The 19,221-nt window shown below is 63.7% G+C and carries 18 protein-coding genes; 11 read left to right on the top strand and 7 right to left on the bottom strand.

The window, feature by feature from the left end:
• Positions 1–8 precede the first annotated feature (8 nt).
• On the bottom strand, positions 9–1,070 hold the full coding sequence (locus tag Q7V31_RS07995) for a lipid A deacylase LpxR family protein (protein ID WP_304733547.1): 1,062 nt from the start codon (positions 1,068–1,070) through the stop codon (positions 9–11).
• Between the two features lie 134 nt (positions 1,071–1,204).
• On the opposite strand from Q7V31_RS07995, the gene Q7V31_RS07990 reads away from it, so the two are divergent.
• Both Q7V31_RS07990 and Q7V31_RS07985 read left to right on the top strand, forming a co-directional pair.
• Positions 1,205–2,785 carry an AMP-binding protein gene (locus Q7V31_RS07990; RefSeq protein WP_304733546.1) on the top strand — a complete coding sequence of 527 codons (1,581 nt, stop codon included), beginning with the start codon at positions 1,205–1,207 and terminating at the stop codon, positions 2,783–2,785.
• Positions 2,786–2,806: 21 nt separating this feature from the next.
• Complete coding sequence (locus Q7V31_RS07985) at positions 2,807–3,709, top strand: SDR family oxidoreductase (protein WP_304733545.1); 903 nt, start codon at positions 2,807–2,809, stop codon at positions 3,707–3,709.
• On the opposite strand, the gene Q7V31_RS07980 is transcribed toward Q7V31_RS07985, so the two are convergent.
• The 3 genes from Q7V31_RS07980 to Q7V31_RS07970 all read right to left on the bottom strand — a co-directional run bounded on the left by Q7V31_RS07980 (position 3,706) and on the right by Q7V31_RS07970 (position 7,100).
• A complete protein-coding gene (locus Q7V31_RS07980; RefSeq protein ID WP_304733544.1) occupies positions 3,706–4,905 on the bottom strand; it encodes an acyl-CoA dehydrogenase family protein in 1,200 nt (399 codons plus the stop codon). The genes Q7V31_RS07985 and Q7V31_RS07980 overlap by 4 nt on opposite strands.
• Positions 4,906–5,058: 153 nt before the next feature.
• Entirely contained in the window at positions 5,059–5,835 is a 777-nt protein-coding gene (locus Q7V31_RS07975; protein ID WP_304733543.1) for an alpha/beta fold hydrolase, read from the bottom strand.
• Positions 5,835–7,100 carry an LLM class flavin-dependent oxidoreductase gene (locus Q7V31_RS07970; protein ID WP_304733542.1) on the bottom strand — a complete coding sequence of 422 codons (1,266 nt, stop codon included), beginning with the start codon at positions 7,098–7,100 and terminating at the stop codon, positions 5,835–5,837. Before Q7V31_RS07970 ends, Q7V31_RS07975 begins: the two co-directional genes overlap by 1 nt.
• A gap of 208 nt (positions 7,101–7,308) precedes the next feature.
• Between Q7V31_RS07970 and Q7V31_RS07965 the strand changes: the two genes are divergently transcribed.
• The gene (locus Q7V31_RS07965; RefSeq protein WP_304733541.1) at positions 7,309–8,253 is read left to right on the top strand and encodes an aldo/keto reductase; all 945 of its coding nucleotides are present in this window, start codon (positions 7,309–7,311) and stop codon (positions 8,251–8,253) included.
• 130 nt (positions 8,254–8,383) lie between these two features.
• A complete protein-coding gene (locus tag Q7V31_RS07960) occupies positions 8,384–9,772 on the top strand; it encodes an MFS transporter (protein WP_304733540.1) in 1,389 nt (462 codons plus the stop codon).
• 3 nt (positions 9,773–9,775) lie between these two features.
• On the opposite strand, the gene Q7V31_RS07955 is transcribed toward Q7V31_RS07960, so the two are convergent.
• Entirely contained in the window at positions 9,776–10,597 is an 822-nt protein-coding gene (locus Q7V31_RS07955) for a hypothetical protein (protein ID WP_304733539.1), read from the bottom strand.
• A gap of 255 nt (positions 10,598–10,852) precedes the next feature.
• Here Q7V31_RS07955 and Q7V31_RS07950 point away from each other — a divergent pair, with 255 nt between their 5' ends.
• A complete protein-coding gene (locus Q7V31_RS07950; protein WP_304733538.1) occupies positions 10,853–12,589 on the top strand; it encodes an amidohydrolase family protein in 1,737 nt (578 codons plus the stop codon).
• Positions 12,590–12,600: 11 nt separating this feature from the next.
• Positions 12,601–13,620: a TauD/TfdA family dioxygenase gene (locus tag Q7V31_RS07945; protein WP_304733536.1), complete on the top strand. Its 1,020-nt coding sequence runs from the start codon at positions 12,601–12,603 to the stop codon at positions 13,618–13,620.
• 98 nt (positions 13,621–13,718) lie between these two features.
• Here Q7V31_RS07945 and Q7V31_RS07940 read toward each other — a convergent pair whose 3' ends face one another.
• Positions 13,719–14,597, bottom strand: a complete 879-nt coding sequence (locus tag Q7V31_RS07940) for an alpha/beta hydrolase (protein ID WP_304733535.1) — start codon at positions 14,595–14,597, stop codon at positions 13,719–13,721.
• Between the two features lie 232 nt (positions 14,598–14,829).
• Between Q7V31_RS07940 and Q7V31_RS07935 the strand changes: the two genes are divergently transcribed.
• Both Q7V31_RS07935 and Q7V31_RS07930 read left to right on the top strand, forming a co-directional pair.
• Positions 14,830–15,282 carry a hypothetical protein gene (locus Q7V31_RS07935; RefSeq protein ID WP_304733533.1) on the top strand — a complete coding sequence of 151 codons (453 nt, stop codon included), beginning with the start codon at positions 14,830–14,832 and terminating at the stop codon, positions 15,280–15,282.
• Positions 15,283–15,429: 147 nt separating this feature from the next.
• Positions 15,430–16,368 carry a nitronate monooxygenase family protein gene (locus Q7V31_RS07930; RefSeq protein WP_304733531.1) on the top strand — a complete coding sequence of 313 codons (939 nt, stop codon included), beginning with the start codon at positions 15,430–15,432 and terminating at the stop codon, positions 16,366–16,368.
• Between the two features lie 3 nt (positions 16,369–16,371).
• Here Q7V31_RS07930 and Q7V31_RS07925 read toward each other — a convergent pair whose 3' ends face one another.
• Positions 16,372–16,884: a hypothetical protein gene (locus Q7V31_RS07925; protein ID WP_304733529.1), complete on the bottom strand. Its 513-nt coding sequence runs from the start codon at positions 16,882–16,884 to the stop codon at positions 16,372–16,374.
• A gap of 567 nt (positions 16,885–17,451) precedes the next feature.
• On the opposite strand from Q7V31_RS07925, the gene speD reads away from it, so the two are divergent.
• The 3 genes from speD to Q7V31_RS07910 all read left to right on the top strand — a co-directional run bounded on the left by speD (position 17,452) and on the right by Q7V31_RS07910 (position 19,213).
• A complete protein-coding gene (gene speD / locus Q7V31_RS07920) occupies positions 17,452–17,967 on the top strand; it encodes an adenosylmethionine decarboxylase (RefSeq protein ID WP_304733528.1) in 516 nt (171 codons plus the stop codon).
• Positions 17,967–18,842 carry a polyamine aminopropyltransferase gene (speE, locus tag Q7V31_RS07915; protein WP_304733526.1) on the top strand — a complete coding sequence of 292 codons (876 nt, stop codon included), beginning with the start codon at positions 17,967–17,969 and terminating at the stop codon, positions 18,840–18,842. Before speD ends, speE begins: the two co-directional genes overlap by 1 nt.
• A gap of 179 nt (positions 18,843–19,021) precedes the next feature.
• Positions 19,022–19,213 (top strand): hypothetical protein, encoded by a 192-nt coding sequence (locus Q7V31_RS07910; RefSeq protein ID WP_304733525.1) that lies wholly within the window; start codon positions 19,022–19,024, stop codon positions 19,211–19,213.
• Positions 19,214–19,221 lie beyond the last annotated feature (8 nt).

Raw genomic sequence — 19,221 nt, 5'->3', positions numbered from 1 at the left:
CAGGCGCCTCAGTAAGCAAATGTCACCGTCAGCGCGCCGAACTGGTCGGGCTTGGGCTGGCCCTTGTATTCCTTGCTGCGGAAGACATGGGTGATGCTGACCCGCGCCGGGCCGATGATGGCGACGGCGCCGAGCTTGGCGTCATAGACGAAATATTCCTTGTCGATGCTGACGCTGCTGCGAAACGTGTTGCCGTCGAGAAAGATGTCGCGCGCGATGCCGCGGCCTTCGAGCCCGGCAAAGAGATAGCAGTTGCAGCCCGGACCGGCCGGGCGGAACCATTCCGAACCGCCGACGCCCGGATAGATGCGGGTCGGGCCGAAATCGTCGGGGAGCGCCGGGCCGATGCGGAAGGTGCCGCCGAGGCCGGCATAGGTCTGCACGGTGCCGAGCGAGACGATCGTGTAGGGAATGAAATCGGTTTCCATGCTGAACAGCCGCTCGGTCGCGAAGGTCGGGCTGCGCCAGGCGCGCTCGAAGCTGAGATTGACGCCGATCTCGTCGCGAATTTGGTTGTGCCAGCCATTGGCCTTGTCGGCGCCGATGACGCCGTGCCATTCGTTCTGCACCCATTCGCCCTGCGCCGCAGGGCCGACGACGCCCAGATCGAGCTTCCAGTTGTCCTGCCACGCCTCGCCCGTGATCGTGCTCGAGCGCACGCTCTGCAGCGCGAAGGTCATATGCAGCCAGGCCGCGTAAGGACGCTCGTTGGGCAGGTAGGCGGCGGCGGCCGTGTTGTCCGGCGTGAAGATGGCGTGACCGAGCGCGATGCCGACGCGGTGGTTCTTCTGGTCGAAATTGCCGGTCGGGAAGAACAGCGAATAGAAGGGCGGCGAAGAAAAATCGTCCAGCCATTTCGGCAGATCGTTGCGCGGCCGCGACAGCCAGGCCGCCTGCAGGCCGTTGGTGTAGTGGCGGTCGGTGTTCGAGAAGCCGGCGAACATGTCGTTCTCGAGCTGGAAAGTGATGAAGGCCTTGTCGACGGCCTCGTCCGCGGCATGGGCGGGGAGGGCGAAGAGGCCGATTGCCGTCGCGGCCAGCAGGCGTCGGACGGCAGGGAGCAGTTTCATCGGGCGGACTTTCATTAAAATGCGGATATGAACTCCGCGAAGCTGCTTGACGCCGGGGAGCCTGCCCCTGTCCAATACTATCAAAGACTGAACAGAGAAACATGGCGCAATGACGCCGGCGGGGAGGAGACATCATGGCGGTGGCGCAAGCGGCGTCCGCATGGAGCCGCGAGGACGCGGCGGCAGCGGGCATGGTGGTGGCGTGGCATGCAGGCCAGGCGCCGGACCGTCCGGCGATTGTGTCGGAGGCCGGCAACCGGACCTATGGCGAATTGAACGCGCAGGCCAACCGGCTGGTGCGGGCGCTGCGGCGGGCAGGCCTGAAGGCGGGCGACGCCGTGGCGCTGCTCTGTTCCAACCGGCCGGAATTCGTCGAGACGGTGGCGGCCTGCGCCCGCGGCGGCTTTCGCCTGACGCCGGTCAACTGGCATCTGAAGGGTTCGGAAGTCGCCTATATCGTCGACAATTGCGAGGCGAAGGCCTTTGTCGCCGATGCGCGCTTTCCGGCCTCGGCCGCCGAAGCGGCGGGCAAGGCGACGGGCCTCGTCGCAAAGCTCGCCGTCGGCGGCGCGCTGCCGGGCTTCACCTCCTATGACACCGCTCTTGCGGCGGAAGACGGCGCCGACCTCGCCGACCCGGTGCTCGGTACACAGATGATGTACACTTCGGGCACGACCGGCCATCCCAAAGGCGTCTATCGCCGCCAGGCGGCACCGCTCTCGCCGCTGCTCGTGAAGCTGACCGAGACGGCCGCCTTCCGCGACGGCGATCTGGCGCTGGTCACCGGCCCGCTCTATCACGCCGCACCCCTGGCGCTGAACATGAGCTTCCCGCTCAATGCCGGCGTCGGCTGCGTGCTGATGGACAAATGGGACGCGGAAGAAACGCTGCGTCTTGTCGCCGAATACAAGATCACGCATACGCATGTCGTGCCGACCATGCTGCACCGGATGCTGCAACTGCCGGAAACGACCAAGGCGAAATACGACACCTCGTCCCTGCGCTGGATATTGCACGGCGCGGCGCCCTGCCCGGCGCATGTGAAGGAAGGGTCGATCGCCTGGTTCGGACCGGTGGTGTTCGAATATTACGCGGCGACCGAAGGCGGCGGCATTTTCGTCGACAGCCATGAATGGCCGCAGAAGAAAGGTACGGTCGGCAAGCCGCTGCCCGGCGTCGTCGTCGAAGTGCATGACGAGGACGGCAAGCCGGTGAAGCCGAACGAGGTCGGCACCATCTATTTCAAGGCGCCCGACAGCGGTCGCTTCGAATATTTCAAGGCGCCCGAAAAGACCGAAGGCGCCTATCGCGGCGACTTCTACACCATGGGCGACATGGGCTTCATCGATGAGGACGGCTTCCTCTTCCTAACCGGCCGCAGCGCCGAGGTGATCATCTCGGGCGGCGTCAACATCTACCCGGCCGAAATCGACCAGGAGATATTGAAACATCCGGCGGTGGCCGATGCGGCGGCCGTCGGCGTGCCCAACGAGGAATGGGGCGAGGAAGTGAAGCTCGTCGTCGAGTTGAACGAAGGCTACAAGCCCGACGCGGCGATGGCGAAGGAACTGCTGGCCTTCGCCGCCGACAATTTGCCGGGCTATCAGCGCCCGCGCTCGGTGGACTTCATGCAGGAGCTGCCGCGCATGCCGTCCGGCAAGGTGCTCAGGCGCACGATCCGCGATGCCTATTGGCAGGGCGACAAGAAAATCTGAAAACGAACAGGGGAGAAGACAATGGCGGGCATTTGCGAAGGCCGCGTGGTGATCGTCACCGGCGGCGCGCGCGGGCTGGGCCGCGAATATTGCCTCGAATATGCGCGCCAGGGCGCGAAAGTCGTGGTCAACGATCTCGGTGGCGCGCGCGACGGCGAGGGCCGCTCGGCGGGGCCGGCGCAGGATGTCGCCGACGAGATCAAGGCGATGGGCGGCGAGGCGGTGGCCAACGGCGACGACGTCTCCGACTGGGAGGGCGCCAAGCGCATGATCGATCAGGCGATCTCGACTTACGGCACGCTCGACGTGCTGGTCAACAATGCCGGCATCCTGCGCGACCGCATGATTTTCAACATGACGATCGACGAATGGGACGCGGTGATCAAGGTGCATCTGCGCGGCACCTTCTGCCCGATGCGCCATGCCGTCGGCTATTGGCGCGAGCGCGCCAAGGCCGGCGAGCAGAACGATGCGCGCATCATCAACACGACTTCGGTGTCGGGTCTTTTCTGCAATCCGGGGCAGACCAATTACGGCGCGGCGAAAGCCGGCATCGCCTCGCTGTCGCTGATCGCGGCCAAGGAACTGATCCGCTACGGCGTGACGGTGAACGCGATCTCGCCCGGCGCGCTGACGCGGCTGACCGAAGATCTCGGGCCGCAGGAGGAGCTAAAGCCCGGCGAATGGAACCCGCGCGATCCCTCGAACGTCGCGCCGATCGTCGTCTGGCTGGGCTCTGCCGAAGCGCGCGAGGTGACAGGCCAGGTGTTTGAATCGATGCGCGGCCGGCTCTGCGTCTATGAAGGCTGGCACCGCGGCCCGACCGTCGAACAGGAGGCCCGTTTCGATCCGGCGAAACTCGGCCCGATTGTGAAAAAGATGCTGGCCGATCGCCGCCCGGACCAGAAGATGGGCGAGGGCTAAAGCCCCAGCACCGCCTTCGCCAGCACGTTGCGCTGGATTTCGTTCGAGCCGCCATAGATGGTGGCGGCGCGGCCGAAACCGTAATTGGCGAAGACCGTTTCGGCATGATCGGGCCCGACCCGCGGCGCATTGGGAAGGCCCTCGAGGCGCTCGCGCTGCGAAGGCAGCGTGTAATAGCCGATCGCTTCCACCGCCAGCGTCTGCAAGGCCTGCTGGATGTCGGTGCCGGCGATCTTCAGGATCGAGGAGCGCTCGCCGACCTGCCGCCCCGCCGCCGCATCGGCCAGAATCCGCGCATTGGTAATTTCGAGCCCGGCCAGATCGATCTCGATTTCGGCAAGCTTGCGGCGGAACGCCGGGTCGTCGGCGAGACGCCGGCCGTCGCTTCCTTGCGTCGCTTCCGAAATCCGGTGCAGCCGCTCGACCGCCTTTTTCGATTCCGGCACGCCGGCAATGCCGGTGCGCTCATGCGTCAGCAGGAACTTGGCATAGGTCCAGCCCTTGTTCTCTTCGCCGATGCGGTTATCGACCGGCACGCGCACATCCTCGAAAAAGACTTCGTTGAGGTGATGCAGCTCATCGATCGAGACCAGCGGCCGCACCGTGATGCCCGGCGTCTTCATGTCGATCAGCAGGAAGGAGATGCCTTCCTGCGGCTTCGAGGTGTCATCGGTGCGCACCAGGCAGAAGATCCAGTCGGCCTCATGCGCATAGGAGGTCCAGATCTTCTGGCCGTTGACGACGTAATGATCGCCGTCGCGCACCGCGCGCGTCTTCAGCGCGGCGAGATCGGAGCCGGCGCCGGGTTCCGAATAGCCCTGGCACCACCAGATGTCGCCGGTCAGGATGCCGGGCAGGTGCTGGGCCTTCTGCGCCTCGTTGCCGAATGTGTAGATGACGGGCCCCACCATGCCGAGGCCGAATGGCATCAGCCGCGGCGCTTCGGCGCGCGCCGTTTCCTCGTTGAAGATGTGGCGCTGCGTGGCGGTCCAGCCGGTGCCGCCATGTTCCTTTGGCCAGGCCGGTGCGACCCAGCCCTGTTCATAAAGCGCGCGATGCCATTTCTTCAGCAAGGGCTTCTCGACCGAGACGCCGACCGATTTCGCCTCGGCGATCTCGCGCGGCAGCTTGTCCTTCAGGAATTGCCGCACCGCGTCGCGGAAAGTCTCGTCGGCCTTGTTGATCGCCAGTTCCATCGCATCCTCCCGGTTTTCGCCACAGGATAGAGCGAAGTCCCGCCGTTGCGCCAGTCGTCCCCGAAAAGCAGAAGGGCCACGCCCTTTCGGGAATGGCCCTTCGCTCCTATCCGCGTCTGTTTCTTGTTGTTGGACGCCGATGCCTGAATGTTGTCAGCCGAGCTTCGCGAGTGCGGCAGCCACATGGCCGGGTTTTTCCATTGTTACGAGATGGCCAGCCTCGGGGATCGAAACGAGTTCGGCGCCCGTGATCGCCTTCTTCCATGCATGCGCATAGACCGGCGCGATCAACTTGTCGCCGTCGCCCCAGATCAGCAGCGTCTTCGCCCTGACGCGGTAGAGCCGTTGCGAGAGGCCGCGATCCGGGATGGGGAACAGGATCTTGCCCGCCATCCCCATCTGCCGCGCATTCTGCACGAGGAAGCCCTTCAGCCATTCCGGATCGTTGAGCGCGACGCCGGCCGTCATCAAGGCGGTGCCGGCTTCGACATCGTGGAACAGAACCGCCGGCAGCTCGTAAGGCAGCATTGCGAAAATGTCGGGGATCGGATGATCGTCGAGCCAGAGGCCGGCCGGACAGATCAGGCCGAGGCGGCTGACGTCGTTGGGCGCGATGGCAGCCATCTCGGCGGCGATCATGCCGCCCATCGAATGACCGGCGAGGATCGGGTCTTTCAATCCGAGCGCCGCCACCACGTCCCAGGTGTGGAGCGTGATGTCGAGCATCTCGCGAAGTTCGCCGCATTCTTCCGAGTCGCCATAGCCCGGCAGCAGCGGCGCATAGACGTGGTGCGTCTCGGCGAGCTTTGTCAGCAGCGGGTCTTCCGCCGTGACGCCGCCGGCGCCATGCAGGAAGACGAGAGGTTCTCCCTTTCCGCCTTCAAAATAGCGAACCGGAACGTGGTGGGTCTTGATCGTTTTCGTTTCCATCAGTCCTTGCCTCCGACCATCGCTGCCACTTCCTTCTCGGCCGGCAGGCTGCCCGGCGTCACGCGCTTGGCCAGCGGCTTGCACCAGAAGCGGTTGTCGTCCTTGTAGTCGGGGAAGATGTCGCGCAGATGCGGCATCACCTTTTCGGCGAAGAGCTTCGTCGAGTGCATGCACTTGTCCATCGGCATGTTGCCGACATGCAGCAGGCAGAAGATGTTGCCGACATTGAGCCCCTTGATCAGCTCTTCCATGCGCTGGCGCACGGTCTCCGGGCTGCCGGCGATCACATGGCCCTGTTCGGTCAGGTCCTTCCAGGTCAGATGCCCGTAGCCGTCGATCGGCGGCGCATATTGCGACAGCGCCCCGGTCTGGATCGTCTTGATGGTGCGGTAGCCGGGCGCGTCGGCGAAGCCGCCATAGACATGCAGGCAGCGATTGTAGAAATAGCTGACATGCTCCGAGTAGAGACGTTCGGCCTCTTCGTCGGTGTCGGCGACGCAGATCGTCTGCGCGAAGCCGGCACGATAGGGGCTTTCGTCGGGCGCATTGCGCTCGGCGACGCGGTCCCAATAGCCCTGCAACAGCGCCTTGGCGCGGATGTAACCGGAGAAGGAGAGGTAGGAATAGGAATAGGTGTTGTCGATGCAGAAATCATAGGTCTCGACCGAGCCGCCGCCCGGAATATGGATCGGCGGCGGATCCTGGATCGGCCGCGGCCAGATATTGACGTGGCGCAGCTTGTTGTAGCGGCCGTTGAAGGCGAAGGGATCGGGATCGGACCAGGCGCGGCGGATCAAATCATGCGCCTCCTGGTATTTCTCGCGCGTCAGCGCCGGAATCTGCCCGTAGCAGTAATTGGTGTCCATCGAGGTGCCGACCGGGAAACCGGCGACCAGGCGCCCGCCCGAAATGCAGTCGAGCATCGCAAATTCTTCGGCGACGCGCACCGGCGGGTTGTAGAGCGCGATCGAATTGCCGAGCACGACAAGCCCGACATCGGTCGTGCGCCGCGCCAGTCCCGCTGCGATGATGTTGGGCGACGGCATGATGCCGTAGCCGTTCTGGTGATGCTCGTTGACGCCGATGCCGTCGAAGCCCAGCGTGCCCGCATATTCGAGCATGTCCATGTAGGAATTGTAGACTTCGTGGCTTTTCGCCGGATCGAACAGGCGCGAGTCGATATCGACCCAGACCGAACGATGCTTCTCCCGGAAATCGTCCGGCAGATAGGGCCACGGCATCAGATTGAACCAGGTGAATTTCATTTTGGTCCTCCCGGAAGGGGCTCTTTTCGGCGCGCCCTTGCATGGCGGCCCGGCCCTCATCGTTGTTTAGGGTGTTCACCCTAGGCAGGGAGTCTAGCCATTTCGCCGGTCTCACGCAAACGTTACGTCGCGTAAAAGGCCCGGGCTGTCGTGCGGCGCGGCAACGACTTATCGTGACGCTCAAAGCAGAACCCGGCAGGAGGACGTCATGCGCTTCAAGACACTCGGAAATTCCGGCCTGAAGGTTTCGGTTGTCGGTCTCGGCTGCAACAATTTCGGCATGAAGATCGATCAGGCCGCCGCCGATGCCGTCGTACACAAGGCGCTCGACCTCGGCATCACGCTGTTCGATACGGCCGATATTTATGGAAACAAAGGCGGTTCGGAGCGAATGCTCGGCCATGCGCTGGGCGGACGGCGCAAGGAGATTGTGCTGGCGACCAAGTTCGGCCTCGCGATGGAGGACGGCGAATACATGAAGGGCGGCTCGCGGCGCTACATCATGCAGGCGGTCGAGGCGAGCCTCAAACGTCTGAACACGGATTATATCGACCTCTACCAGATGCATTTCCCCGACCCCGCAACGCCGATCGAGGAAACGATTTCGGCGCTCGACGATCTCGTCCGTTCGGGCAAGGTGCGTTATGTCGGCTGCTCGAACTTCGCCGGCTGGCAGCTGGTCGAGGCGCATTACATCGCGCGGGAACACGGCCTTGCGCCCTTTGTCAGCGCGCAGAACCATTACAACCTGCTCGACCGAAAGATCGAATTCGAACTGGTGCCGGCGGCAAACAAGTATGGCGCAAGCATCCTTCCCTATTTCCCGCTGGCGAGCGGCATGCTGACCGGCAAATACCGGCGCGGCGGCAACGGCCCGGAGGATGGCCGGCTGACGGTCGCCGCCGCCATGGGCAAGAACCTGCTGACAGATGCCAATTTCGACCTTGTGGACAAGGTGACGGCGTTTGCCGAAGCGAAGGGCAAGACGATGCTCGACGCGGCCATCGGCTGGCTCGCCTCGCAGGATCATGTGGCAAGCGTGATCGCCGGTGCGACGAAGCCCGAACAGGTCGAGCAGAACGTCAAGGCCGGGACATGGGAAATGACGGCGGAAGAACGCGACGAGATCGGCAAACTCACCTTCCGTTTTTAGACCTTGATGTGCGGCCGATTTCGCTTGGGCGTGCGGTCGCCGTCTCTATACTCGCGGGCCATCGGAACAAGAACAACGACGGGCGGCCTCTCCGCGAAACGGGAAAGCCGCTCAGGGGGAAAATCAGACCATGACCGCGCCGCTATCGCGATCCTCGATCTATATTCACGGTTCGATCGGCCTGCCGATCGCGATGTTCGGCTATCCGGTGGCGGTCTGGCTGCCGCCCTTCTATGCCGGCGAGCTCGGCGTCTCGCTGGCGGCCGTCGGCACCATGATCATGCTGGCGCGCCTCACCGATGTCGTCACCGATCCGATGATCGGCTATCTCTCCGACCACACCCATACGCGCATCGGCCGCCGCAAACCCTTCATGCTGCTCGGCCTGCCGATCCTGGTGGTCGGCGTGCTCTTCCTCTTCATGCCGTATCTTTTCGGCTTTTCGTCCGTCGGCAGCGTCTATCTGCTGGCCTGGCTCGCCGTCATGTTCATCGGCTCGACGCTGGTCTACATCCCCTATTTCGCTTGGGGCGCCGAAATGTCGCCCGACTATCACGAGCGCTCCCGCATCACCGCCTCGCGCGAATTCTATGTGCTGGTGGGGCTGATGCTGGCGGCGCTGATTCCGGCGCTGCTGCCGCTCTTCATCGACGGGCCGGCACGACCCAAGCCGGTGCTGGAGGCGATGGGCTGGGCGATCATCCTGCTGATGCCGCTGCTGGTGCTGCTGGTCTGCTGGCGCGTCGCCGAGCCCGAGCATGTGAAGGTCGCGCGCCGGGTGCCGCTGATTGAAGGCCTGCGCCATGTCGGCCGCAACGGGCCGATGGTGCGCGTGCTTGCGATCGTGCTGATCGTCACCGGCGGCGAGGCCTTCCGCAACGCGCTCTCGCTCTTCTTCATGCGCGACTATATCGGCGTCACCGGCGTCGGCATGCTCTATCTCTATTATTTCGGCGCCGGGTTGCTGGCCATTCCGGGCTGGCTCTGGCTCGGCCGCCAGATGGGCAAGCACAAGGCCTTCGCCGTCTGCATGACGGCGGCAGCCGCACTCTCGACCATCGCCTTCTTCCTTGAGCCTGGCCAGACTCAGATTTTCACGGTCATGTTCGTTGCCAAGGGGCTTTGCTTCGGCGGCCTGCAGTTTCTGCCGCTGGCCATGCTGGCCGACGTCGTCGATGTCGACACCGCGCGCTCCAAGGGCAAGCGCGCCGGCACCTTCTTCGCCATCTCGGGCATGACGACCAAGCTCGCCACCGCCTTCGGCACCGGCATCTCGCTCAACGTCGTGGCCTTTTTCGGCTTCAACCCGACAGGGGCGGCCGGCGTCAACGGTCCCGACGAATTCTGGTGGCTGACCTTCAGCTATGCGGTGATCCCGTCGATCTTCTTCCTCGCCGCGCTCTGGCTGACCTGGACCTATCCGCTGACGGCGGCGCGACAGGCGCGGCTGCGCGGGCTGATCGAGCGGCGCAATCTGCGGCTGGCGCAGGAAGCGGCGATCAACCGTTCGGCCGACTGAGGTTCAGACGCCGTAGCTCCGGGCGACCCTGTAGCGCAGCGTATAGATCGGCCGCTGCACTTCGCGGCGCAAACTCGCCAGACGGTCGTCGGGCAGCGAAACCGGCTGCGTGTTGCCATCGCAGAAGCGCTCGAACAGCGCCGCATCGACCCGGTTGTCGGCGACGATCCGTTCGCGCATGGACGGCGCGAGATCGTCGAAGGCAAGCGTCTGGGTGCGCGTCACATTCGCAATCTCGAAGTCGGCCGGCGCGTTGCGCTCCGCCGCGATCTTGGCGATCAGGCTGCCGCATTCCCGGTAGGACGAGACATGCCAGAAGGAGCGCAGTGTTTCGGTGAGAATGTCGAGCCGTTCGTCGGGCGGCATCAGGCGCAGACGGCTGAACGGCAGTTCGAGATAGCGATTGAGCAGAAAGTCGCTCATCGGATTGGATGCCTGGGAATTGTACCACATCTCGAACGGGAAGGACTTCATGCCCTTCTCCATGTAGCGCTGCACCCGGAAATTGTAGAAGGACAGCAGAAATCCGACCGGGTCGCGCAGCAGCACCGAGCGCTTGATCTGGCGCCCGGGAAATTTCGCTGCGATCGATTCCCCGAAAAAGTGACCGATCACGAACACCGCCGGCTGTGTCTGGAGTGCCGGGTTTTCGGTCATCCGGTAATAGGGTCGGTTGAAATAACGCCCCGGCGCGCGCCGCCGCAGTGGCCATGCGAAAGCATCCGGAAACGTCGACCGGACATAGGTCTCGGCGGTTGTGCCCGCGCATTTGGGCAGATGGATGAGGAGATAGAGATCCTTCGTGTCGGTTGTCGTGTCGGTCATCCGTCGATCCAGCCCCTCGATTCCCCAGCCCTTCGATTTCCCAGCCCTTCGATTCCAATCTCCGCGACAGTCCGGAAGGGGCGCACAGACTGGCGCAGCGCAGCACCCTTGGCAAGGTGCTGCACCGCGCGCCGGGCGACCCGACAGGCGCGGAACGCCCGGCATTCTGTGGCAAAATACCTTTCCGTTTGGCAAGCCCGCTATCGGCGCTAGGATGCCTGCAACCAGAAAATGCAGAACATCGGGAGGAAACGAATGGCACAGCTGGATCTCGTCATCCGCGGCGGCACGATCGTCGACGGTTCGGGCGGCGCGGCTTATGAAGCCGATGTGGCGATCGACAAGGGCGTCATCGTCGAGATCGGCAAGGTCGCCGCATCCGGCCGCGAGGAGATCGACGCGAAAGGCCTGCTGGTCACGCCGGGCTGGGTCGACATCCACACCCATTACGACGGCCAGGTGACCTGGGACAGCCGCATGACGCCCTCCTCGATCCACGGCGCGACGACGGTCGTCATGGGCAATTGCGGCGTCGGCTTCGCGCCGGTGAAGAAGACCGATCACGATCGTCTGATCCGTCTGATGGAAGGCGTCGAGGACATTCCCGGGGCGGCGCTGCATGAAGGCCTGTCCTGGAAGTGGGAGAGCTTCGCCGACTATATGGACGCTGTCGAAACACTGCCGCACGACATCGATCTCGTCATGCAGGTGCCGCATGGCGCGGTGCGCGTTTATGTGATGGGCGAGCGCGGCGCGAAGCGCGAAGCGGCGACCGATGCCGAGATCGCCGAGATGCGTGAAATCGTCCGCGATGCAATCAAGGCCGGCGCCATCGGCTTTTCGACCTCGCGCACGGTGGCGCATCGCACCAGCGACGGCGACCTGACGCCGACCATCGGCGCCGCCGATGCTGAAATGATCGCGATTGCCGAAGGCTTGAAGGAAGCGGGCGCCGGCGTACTGCAATGGGTCTCCGACTTCCGCGACATCGATCACGAATTCTCGCTGGTCGAAAAGCTGGTCGAGGTCTCGGGCCGCCCCTTGAGCTTCTCGCTGGTGCAGGCCGACGTGGTCCCCGACCAGTGGCGCGACCTGCTGACCCGTCTCGACAGCGCCGCCGGCCGCGGCCTGCCGATCAAGGCGCAGGTACAGGGCCGGCCGGTCGGCCTGATGCTCGGACTTCAGGGTTCGGTGCATCCCTTTCTCACACGCCCGAGCTATCGCGCCATTGCCGACAAACCGCTCGCAGAGCGCGTGGCGCTGATGCGCGAACCCGCGTTCCGCGCGAAGTTGCTGTCGGAACAGCTTGAGCCCGGTCATCCGTTTCTCAATTCGCTCGCGGGCGCCTATCACAAGATGTTCGAGCTCGGCGATCCGCCGAACTATGAGCCGGCGCCCGAGGACAGCATCGGCGCGCGGGCAAAGCGCGAGGGCAGGAATCCTGACGAAATCGTCTACGACATGCTGACCGCGAACGAGGGCCGCAACTTCCTCTTCTTCCCGCTCCACAACTATTACGATTTCAATCTCGACAACGCGCTGACCATGCTGAGAAACCCGAACACATTGTTCGGCCTGTCGGATGGCGGTGCACATGTCGGCGTCATCTGCGATGTCAGCGTGCCGACCTACATGCTGACCCATTGGTGCCGCGACCGCACACGCGGCGAAAGGCTGGATCTGCCTTTCGTCGTCAAGAGCCAGACCCGCGACACGGCGGAGGCGATCGGCCTGCTCGATCGCGGGTTGATCGCGCCGGGCATGAAGGCCGATGTCAACGTGATCGACTTCGAGCGCCTGCGCCTGAAGCCGCCGGGCATGGTCTACGACCTGCCAGCCGGCGCGCGGCGGTTGATGCAGGAAGCCGAGGGCTACGTCGCCACCATCGTCAGCGGTGCGGTGATCTATCGCGACGGCCGGCCGACAGGCGCGCTGCCGGGCAAACTGGTGCGCGGCCATCAGCGGGCGCCGGTCCGCGCCGCCGCCGAATAGGGAGACCGGATATGGCTGTTCATGTACTGGAGCCTGGATGTGAATGGCGCGCCGGCGACATTGCCGACGAAAGTGCCTGGACGCTTCGCCTTTCGCCGCGCGACATCGCCGAACTCGATGCGGCGCTGGCGCATGCGAAGTCGCGCGCTGGCGATCTGCTCGACGTGACGAAAGAGGACTTTCCGCTGCCGACGCTTGGCGCCCGGCTCGCCGAGGTCGAAACGCAACTGATCGACGGGCGCGGCTTCGCGCTCATTCGCGGCCTGCCGGTGCAGCGCTATTCCGATGACGACGCCTCGTTGATCTATTGGGGCATCGGCATGCATCTCGGCAAACCCTGGCCGCAAAACAGGCACGGCCATCTTCTGGGCGACGTGACCGATCAGGGAAAGTCGGGCGCCGATCCGACCTCGCGCGGCAACGAAATCGGCGGCGTTGCCTTCCCCTATCATTCCGACGGCTCGGACCTTGTCGGCTTGATGTGTCTCCGCAAGGCGAAGTCGGGCGGCATCTCGACGGTGGCCAATGCGCTGGCGATCCACAACGAGCTGGTGCGCACCAGGCCCGATCTGGCCGAAATTCTCTATGAACCGCAGCCCTATGATTATCGCGGCGAGGAACCGAAAGGCGGTCAGCCTTTCTATTTCATGCCCGTCTTCACCGAACATGCGGGCCGCCTGTTCGTGCGCTATATCCGCCCTTACATCGAATCGAGCCAGCGCCATGCCGATGCGCCGCGCCTGAACCCGAAGGCCCGCGAGGCCTTCGATCTCGTCGATGCGATGTGTGCCGATCGCGACTTCAATGTCTATATGGATCTCGAGCCGGGCGACATGCAGTTCGTCAACAACTACCACGTGCTCCATGCGCGCACGGCCTATGAGGATTGGCCCGAGCGCAACCGCAAGCGCCATCTGAAGCGGCTCTGGCTCGAAACCGCGCACCTGACCGACAGGCCCGAAAAGTTTCGGAACTTTTCCAGCCACTGGGCCGGCAAGCGCACAAAAAGCGAATTGAAGATCGACGCCTAGAGCAATTCCAGGAAAAGTGGAAACCGGTTTTCCATCCGGAATTGCGTAAAAACAAAAGGTTGGAGCGGTTCATCGATTCCGTGAAACGATGAACCGCTCTAGTTGCCGGCGGGCGCGAGAACGGACGGGGCGCGGAAAGGGGCGTGCCGCTCCCGGATCGCGGTGGCATGGGCCCCGGCTTCGCGCTCGAAATAATCGGCGCAGCGTTCGGCGACAGCTTCCCAGCCGGGCTCGGAAATCAGCCAATGCGCGTGGCCGCCCAGTTCTTCGAACCGGGCCTTGCCGTCGTAAATAGCGGCCGTCCGGCGCGCCAGCCAGAGCGGCGTCAGCTTGTCGCGGTCGCCGGTCAGGAACAGCATCGGGCAGGCGACATCGGCCGGATTGATCCACGTGGTCCGCTGGCGGTCGAGAAACCACCAGCCGATCTCGAAGGCGGCCCGCCCCGATTCCGGGACCAGCGTCGCATAAAGCCGTTCCTGTTCGTCGCCGGGCAAGCCGTTCAACACGCCAAAGCGCATCGCATCGAAGGCGGGCAGTTGCGGCTTCTGCCAGAAGCCGTAGCGTGCGAATTCGCGGCGGAAGATCCAGATTGAGCGCAGATCGAAATTGAATGTACCCGCACATTGCGCCGGCGCCAGCGCGACCGCGGCCTCGACAAGTCCGCGCGCAGCCAGCATCTGTGCCAGCGTGCCGCCCATCGAATGACCGACGGCGAGCGGCTTGTGGCCGAGCGTCGCGATTTCGGCGGCAAGATCGGCGACATAGTCGGCAAGGCTGGTTTGCCCGAGCTCGGGATGTGGCGCGTCGCCCGGTTCGCGGTCATGGTGGCGCAGCGCGGGCGTCAACACGCGATAACCGCGTGCTTCGAGAAATTCCCTGAAACCCTGCCACACCTGGGGCCGGCTCCACATGCCGTGAATGAGCATCACGGTGCCCGCCGCGCGCTCGATGGGTTGTTGATGGTCTGAAATCCGCATTGTCGAAACGGCCCTGCCTCCCTGAAGGTGGCGCCGGTTGCCTTGTGCCCCGCCGCGGCGCCGTCTCGCATTAACACTCAAAGGTCTTACAAAATCACCAATAACGAAGCCGGCGGCCGGCCGACGCAGGGCCTTGATCGGATCGGGCGATCGCGCCACTCTCCCTGCATCGGCGAGGGGCTGTGGCGGCAAGCGGTCGATTTGGCCGATATTCATGGAGAGGCACTGGATCATGGCAGGAAGTACTGGAAAACGTGGAACGGCGGGTGGCCGCAAATCGGCACCCCGCGCCGGCGCCGCAGCGCGGCGGACAAGCGCGCGCCCGGCAGGGAAGGCGCCTGCCCGCAAGGCGGTTGCAAAAAAGGCCCCGGCCAAAAAGAAGAAGGCGTCCGGACTGACACCCGAAAGGGAAGCCTTGCGCAAACAGCTCGAAAAGCAGATCGCCACACTTTCCCGCGAGGTCGACAAGGCCGAGAAGGAAGCAAAGAAGACGCTCAAGGCAACCGAGAAGCGCTATTCGGGCGTGTTGAAGCAGTTGAAGACCGATCGCGCCCGTCTGGTGAAGCGTGCCGGCGAACTCGCGCGTCAGGGCGAGGGAGCCTTTGACGAAATCAAGACGGGTGTCGAAGGCGCCTACAAGGAACTCTCCGACGCAGTGGTCCGGGCTTACGGCCACTTCAAATAATCGAGCTGCGAATTCGGCAGAGGGCGGGCAGGAGAGCCCGCCCTTTTTCTTGCCGCTTTTTCTTGTCCCTCTTCTTGCGCCGGGCAACCGGCTGGGGCCTACTTCCGGCATCGTTATTGCCGAAATACCGCAAACAGGGAGTGACCCATGAACCGCGTGCTCGCCCATACCGGCGCGAAATATCCGATCGTCCAGGCGCCGATGGGCTGGATTGCCCGCTCGCAACTGGCATCCGCCGTCTGCAAGGCCGGCGGTCTCGGCATCATCGAGACATCCTCGGGTGAGACCGAAGCCTGCAAGGCCGAAATCCTGAAGATGCGCGAGCTGACCGACGCGCCTTTCGGCGTCAACCTGCCGATCCGCTTCCTGAAGGACGATGCGATGCTGCGTTTCGTCTGCGATGCCGGCGTCAAATTCGTCACCACCTCGGCCGGCAGCCCGGCGAAGTTCATCGCGCCATTGCACGATGCGGGCATCACCGTCTATCACGCGGTGCCGACGGTCGATGCGGCGATGAAATGCGTCGATGCCGGTATCGACGGTCTGGTCGTCGAGGGAACGGAAGGCGGCGGCTTCAAGAACCCCGAAGAAGTCGGCACGCTGGTGCTGCTGCAGGCGATCCGCGCCAGATCCGACATTCCGATGATCGCGGCCGGCGGCATCTGTGACGGCAAGGGCATGGCGGCCGCCTTTGCGCTCGGCGCCGAAGCGGTGCAGATGGGAACGCGCTTCGTCAGCTGCGCCGAAAGCCCGGTCCATATCAATTACAAGCAGGCGATTGTCGACGCGAAAGAGACCGGCACCTATGTGCTGAACAAGAAGTCGACGCCCTGCATCCGTGCGTTGAAAACACAGCGCACGGCGGCGATCCACGAGGAAGGCCTGATGCCGCCGGATACGTTCGCGCGCATCCTCGATCTCTATTTCGGCGGCGACATGGAAGCGGCCGTCGGCCTGGCCGGCGAAACGGCGGGCTTGATCACCTCGATCAAATCGGCAAGGGACATCATCGAGGAGACGGTGGCCGAATTCTTCGCCATCACCGCGCGCATGGGCGCGCTCGGCACGGCGAAGAATTTCGGCTGAAGCTCAATGCAGCAGCCGCGGCATCGCCTGGGGAAAGGCGGCGCCCGGCTGCAGGCCGTTGCCGAGCGTCAGTCCGGCGGCGGAAAGCGCCAATGCCAGCCGTTGCGCCGGCGCCCAGACCGGCGAGGCACCGCAGGGTGCTGCGTGCCCGCCGCGCCCGAAGCGGACCGGCGCCATCGGTGTTTGGCCCTGCAACCCGGCCATCAAGTCGAGAATGCGCGCCTCGTCATTGGTCAGCACGCGCCAATGCGGACAGGGGATCGAGAGCGGCCGCCCGATGCTGCGCGTCAGCGCCGCGGCGAGGTCGGCCACCAATTCGGCGCCGCCCGGCAGCTCCAGCGCGTCGAAAGCCCGCTGCACCAGCAGCGAAGGGGGCGCGCCGTTCTCGGCGATGCGCCACTGCACCCGCAGGCACCAGACGACGAACTGCTCGGCAAAGCCGAGCTCGCCCAGCGGCTGGTCGGGCGCGTAGGTGGAGACGGAGCGGGCGGGAATGGCGGCTTCGGCTGGTTTCATGATGGTCCTCGGGCAATCGCAATACAGTTGCGGAAGTGGAGGATGATGCAAATGCGAATGACTCGCAAATAAAAAATACAATGGCCGAGGCGGGGTACCGGCTTATGGGAACGTGAAATTTTCGCGGAAAGCCTTGGTTTTTATTGACATGCCGCAATGCGGCCTCTACACACGGCCCCGAACGCAATCGCACGTGCCACTGGCCGAACCGGTTATGTAACGGCGTACGCGTCTCTTTGGACAATTTCGGCGGCATGTCCCACCCGGGACATCGTTTCAGGTACCTCCGCCGGGTTTCGAGGGAGATTGCATATGTCCGGTTCTAGTCCGAGGGGCTGACGCCCCGGATCAAGCCGAGCCAACGTCGCGAAGGCGCCTTTCCAGGCAAATTCGAACGCATGCATGTCGGGCGAGCTATCGCCCCGCAATCGGCAGCCACTTTGAGCGCGCAAGCCTTCGGGCCTTCGCATATTCAGTTCACGTATCAATGACATCCAGGGGCTTCGGACCCGCGGACAAACTGTCCGCACCCGGCGCCCGGTCCATCTACTGGTTGGGGAGAGGCACATGTCCGAATCCAATGCCCTCTTCCAATTGGGGATCGACTTGAACAGCGTTTCAAGCAGCACCCAGGCGGAAGTACTCGAGTTCCCGATTGCCCATTCGAAAGAGGTCAAGGCCGCGCCTTACACCTCGACCGATGAACGCACGGACTTTTTCATCGAGCGCGACGGCGAGCGTTTCGCCGGCACGCATCTGATCATCGATCTGGTCGGCGCCAGCCGCCTGGACGATCTCGCGCATATCGAGGCAACGCTCCGGCGTTGTGTCGAGGTCTCGAAGGCGACGCTGTTGCATATCCATCTGCATCATTTCACACCCAATGGCGGCGTGTCGGGCGTTGCCGTGCTGTCGGAGAGCCATATCTCGATCCATAGCTGGCCGGAGGCCAATTATGCAGCGCTCGATATCTTCATGTGCGGCGAAGCCGAACCGCACAACGCCATCGAAGTGCTGCGCGAGGCCTTCACGCCCTCCGACATCCGTGTCGGCGAGCACCGGCGCGGCAAGGACATGGTCTGATGAGCGACGACAAGGAAGAGCGCTGGGTGACCGAAACGCTTTACAAGAGCGAAGGGTTCACCTGCGCCTTCCGCGTCGACCGTGTGCTGCACGAAGAGCGCACGGCCGAGCAGCATCTGGTGATTTTCGACAATGCGCTGTTCGGCCGGATGATGACGCTGGACGGCATCACCCAGGTGACGGCGCGCGACGAATTCATCTATCACGAGATGATGACTCATGTGCCGATCCTGGCCCATGGGCGCGCGCGTCATGTCCTGATCATCGGCGGCGGCGACGGCGGTATTCTGCGTGAAGTCCTGCGCCACAAGGACATCGGGAAAGTCACCATGGTCGAGATCGACCCGGCCGTGACCGAATTCGCGAAAGCGCACATGCCGCAGGTCTCGGCCGGCGCTTTCGACGACCCGCGCCTCGAACTCATCTTCGCCGATGGCGCGAAATTCGTTGAGCAAACAGGCGACAGCTACGATGTCGTCATCGTCGATTCGACCGACCCGATCGGCCCCGGCGAAGTGCTGTTCCGCGAGGAATTTTATCGCGCGATCAAGGCGCGCCTGACGCCGGGCGGCGTCCTCGTCACGCAGAACGGCGTGCCCTTCATGCAGGGTGCCGAGCTGACGAGCACCATCGGCAAGTTCCGCCGCCTCTTCCGTGTCGCCACCTGCTACATGGCCACCATCCCGACCTATGTCGGCGGGCCGATGGCGATGGGTTGGGGTACGGATGATGCGAGCCTTGCCGCGCTCACGGTCGAGGAGTTGACGAAACGCTTTGCCGCTGCGGGCTTCGCAACGCGCTACTACACGCCCGACACGCACAAGGCAGCTTTCGCGCTGCCGCGTTATGTGCTCGATCTGGTCGAGAACGCCTGAACCCGATTCATCTTTTGGCAATGACTTGCGGCCAGCATGGAGCCTGGCGGCGTAACCGGTCATGCCCTTCGTGCCATTTTTCTTTTGCACGAATCGGCAAGCCATGATTCGCTGATCAATAAATCCCGTCGTTTGTCCGGAGGGTGTGCCGGGCAACTAAAACAGGGAGTTCGGGCAGGATGACCCAGGTTTGGGACGGAAACGATCCGACCGGCTACGACCGGTCGAAGGCGAGGCCGTCGGAGGACTCGCGCATCACCGTTGAAGCTCCGTATACATCCGATTTTCTGATCGTCGGTGCCGGTCTCGTCGCCTCGGTCTCGATATCGGCGCTGGGCCTCTGGAAACTGGTCGAGCTGGTTATCGTCTGATTTTGCCA

This window comes from Parvibaculum sp. (genome assembly GCF_030651915.1).
GTDB lineage: Bacteria > Pseudomonadota > Alphaproteobacteria > Parvibaculales > Parvibaculaceae > Parvibaculum.
This window is presented reverse-complemented; position numbering and strand designations above follow the sequence as displayed.

Coding starts and splice junctions, on each gene's coding strand:
- Q7V31_RS07935 (WP_304733533.1), top strand. CDS start 14,830: ATGGCAGGAAGTACTGGAAAACGTGGAACGGCGGGTGGCCGCAAATCG.
- speE (WP_304733526.1), top strand. CDS start 17,967: ATGAGCGACGACAAGGAAGAGCGCTGGGTGACCGAAACGCTTTACAAG.
- speD (WP_304733528.1), top strand. CDS start 17,452: ATGTCCGAATCCAATGCCCTCTTCCAATTGGGGATCGACTTGAACAGC.
- Q7V31_RS07955 (WP_304733539.1), bottom strand. CDS start 10,597: ATGACCGACACGACAACCGACACGAAGGATCTCTATCTCCTCATCCAT.
- Q7V31_RS07985 (WP_304733545.1), top strand. CDS start 2,807: ATGGCGGGCATTTGCGAAGGCCGCGTGGTGATCGTCACCGGCGGCGCG.
- Q7V31_RS07990 (WP_304733546.1), top strand. CDS start 1,205: ATGGCGGTGGCGCAAGCGGCGTCCGCATGGAGCCGCGAGGACGCGGCG.
- Q7V31_RS07980 (WP_304733544.1), bottom strand. CDS start 4,905: ATGGAACTGGCGATCAACAAGGCCGACGAGACTTTCCGCGACGCGGTG.
- Q7V31_RS07950 (WP_304733538.1), top strand. CDS start 10,853: ATGGCACAGCTGGATCTCGTCATCCGCGGCGGCACGATCGTCGACGGT.
- Q7V31_RS07965 (WP_304733541.1), top strand. CDS start 7,309: ATGCGCTTCAAGACACTCGGAAATTCCGGCCTGAAGGTTTCGGTTGTC.
- Q7V31_RS07970 (WP_304733542.1), bottom strand. CDS start 7,100: ATGAAATTCACCTGGTTCAATCTGATGCCGTGGCCCTATCTGCCGGAC.
- Q7V31_RS07930 (WP_304733531.1), top strand. CDS start 15,430: ATGAACCGCGTGCTCGCCCATACCGGCGCGAAATATCCGATCGTCCAG.
- Q7V31_RS07995 (WP_304733547.1), bottom strand. CDS start 1,070: ATGAAACTGCTCCCTGCCGTCCGACGCCTGCTGGCCGCGACGGCAATC.
- Q7V31_RS07945 (WP_304733536.1), top strand. CDS start 12,601: ATGGCTGTTCATGTACTGGAGCCTGGATGTGAATGGCGCGCCGGCGAC.
- Q7V31_RS07960 (WP_304733540.1), top strand. CDS start 8,384: ATGACCGCGCCGCTATCGCGATCCTCGATCTATATTCACGGTTCGATC.
- Q7V31_RS07940 (WP_304733535.1), bottom strand. CDS start 14,597: ATGCGGATTTCAGACCATCAACAACCCATCGAGCGCGCGGCGGGCACC.
- Q7V31_RS07925 (WP_304733529.1), bottom strand. CDS start 16,884: ATGAAACCAGCCGAAGCCGCCATTCCCGCCCGCTCCGTCTCCACCTAC.
- Q7V31_RS07975 (WP_304733543.1), bottom strand. CDS start 5,835: ATGGAAACGAAAACGATCAAGACCCACCACGTTCCGGTTCGCTATTTT.
- Q7V31_RS07910 (WP_304733525.1), top strand. CDS start 19,022: ATGACCCAGGTTTGGGACGGAAACGATCCGACCGGCTACGACCGGTCG.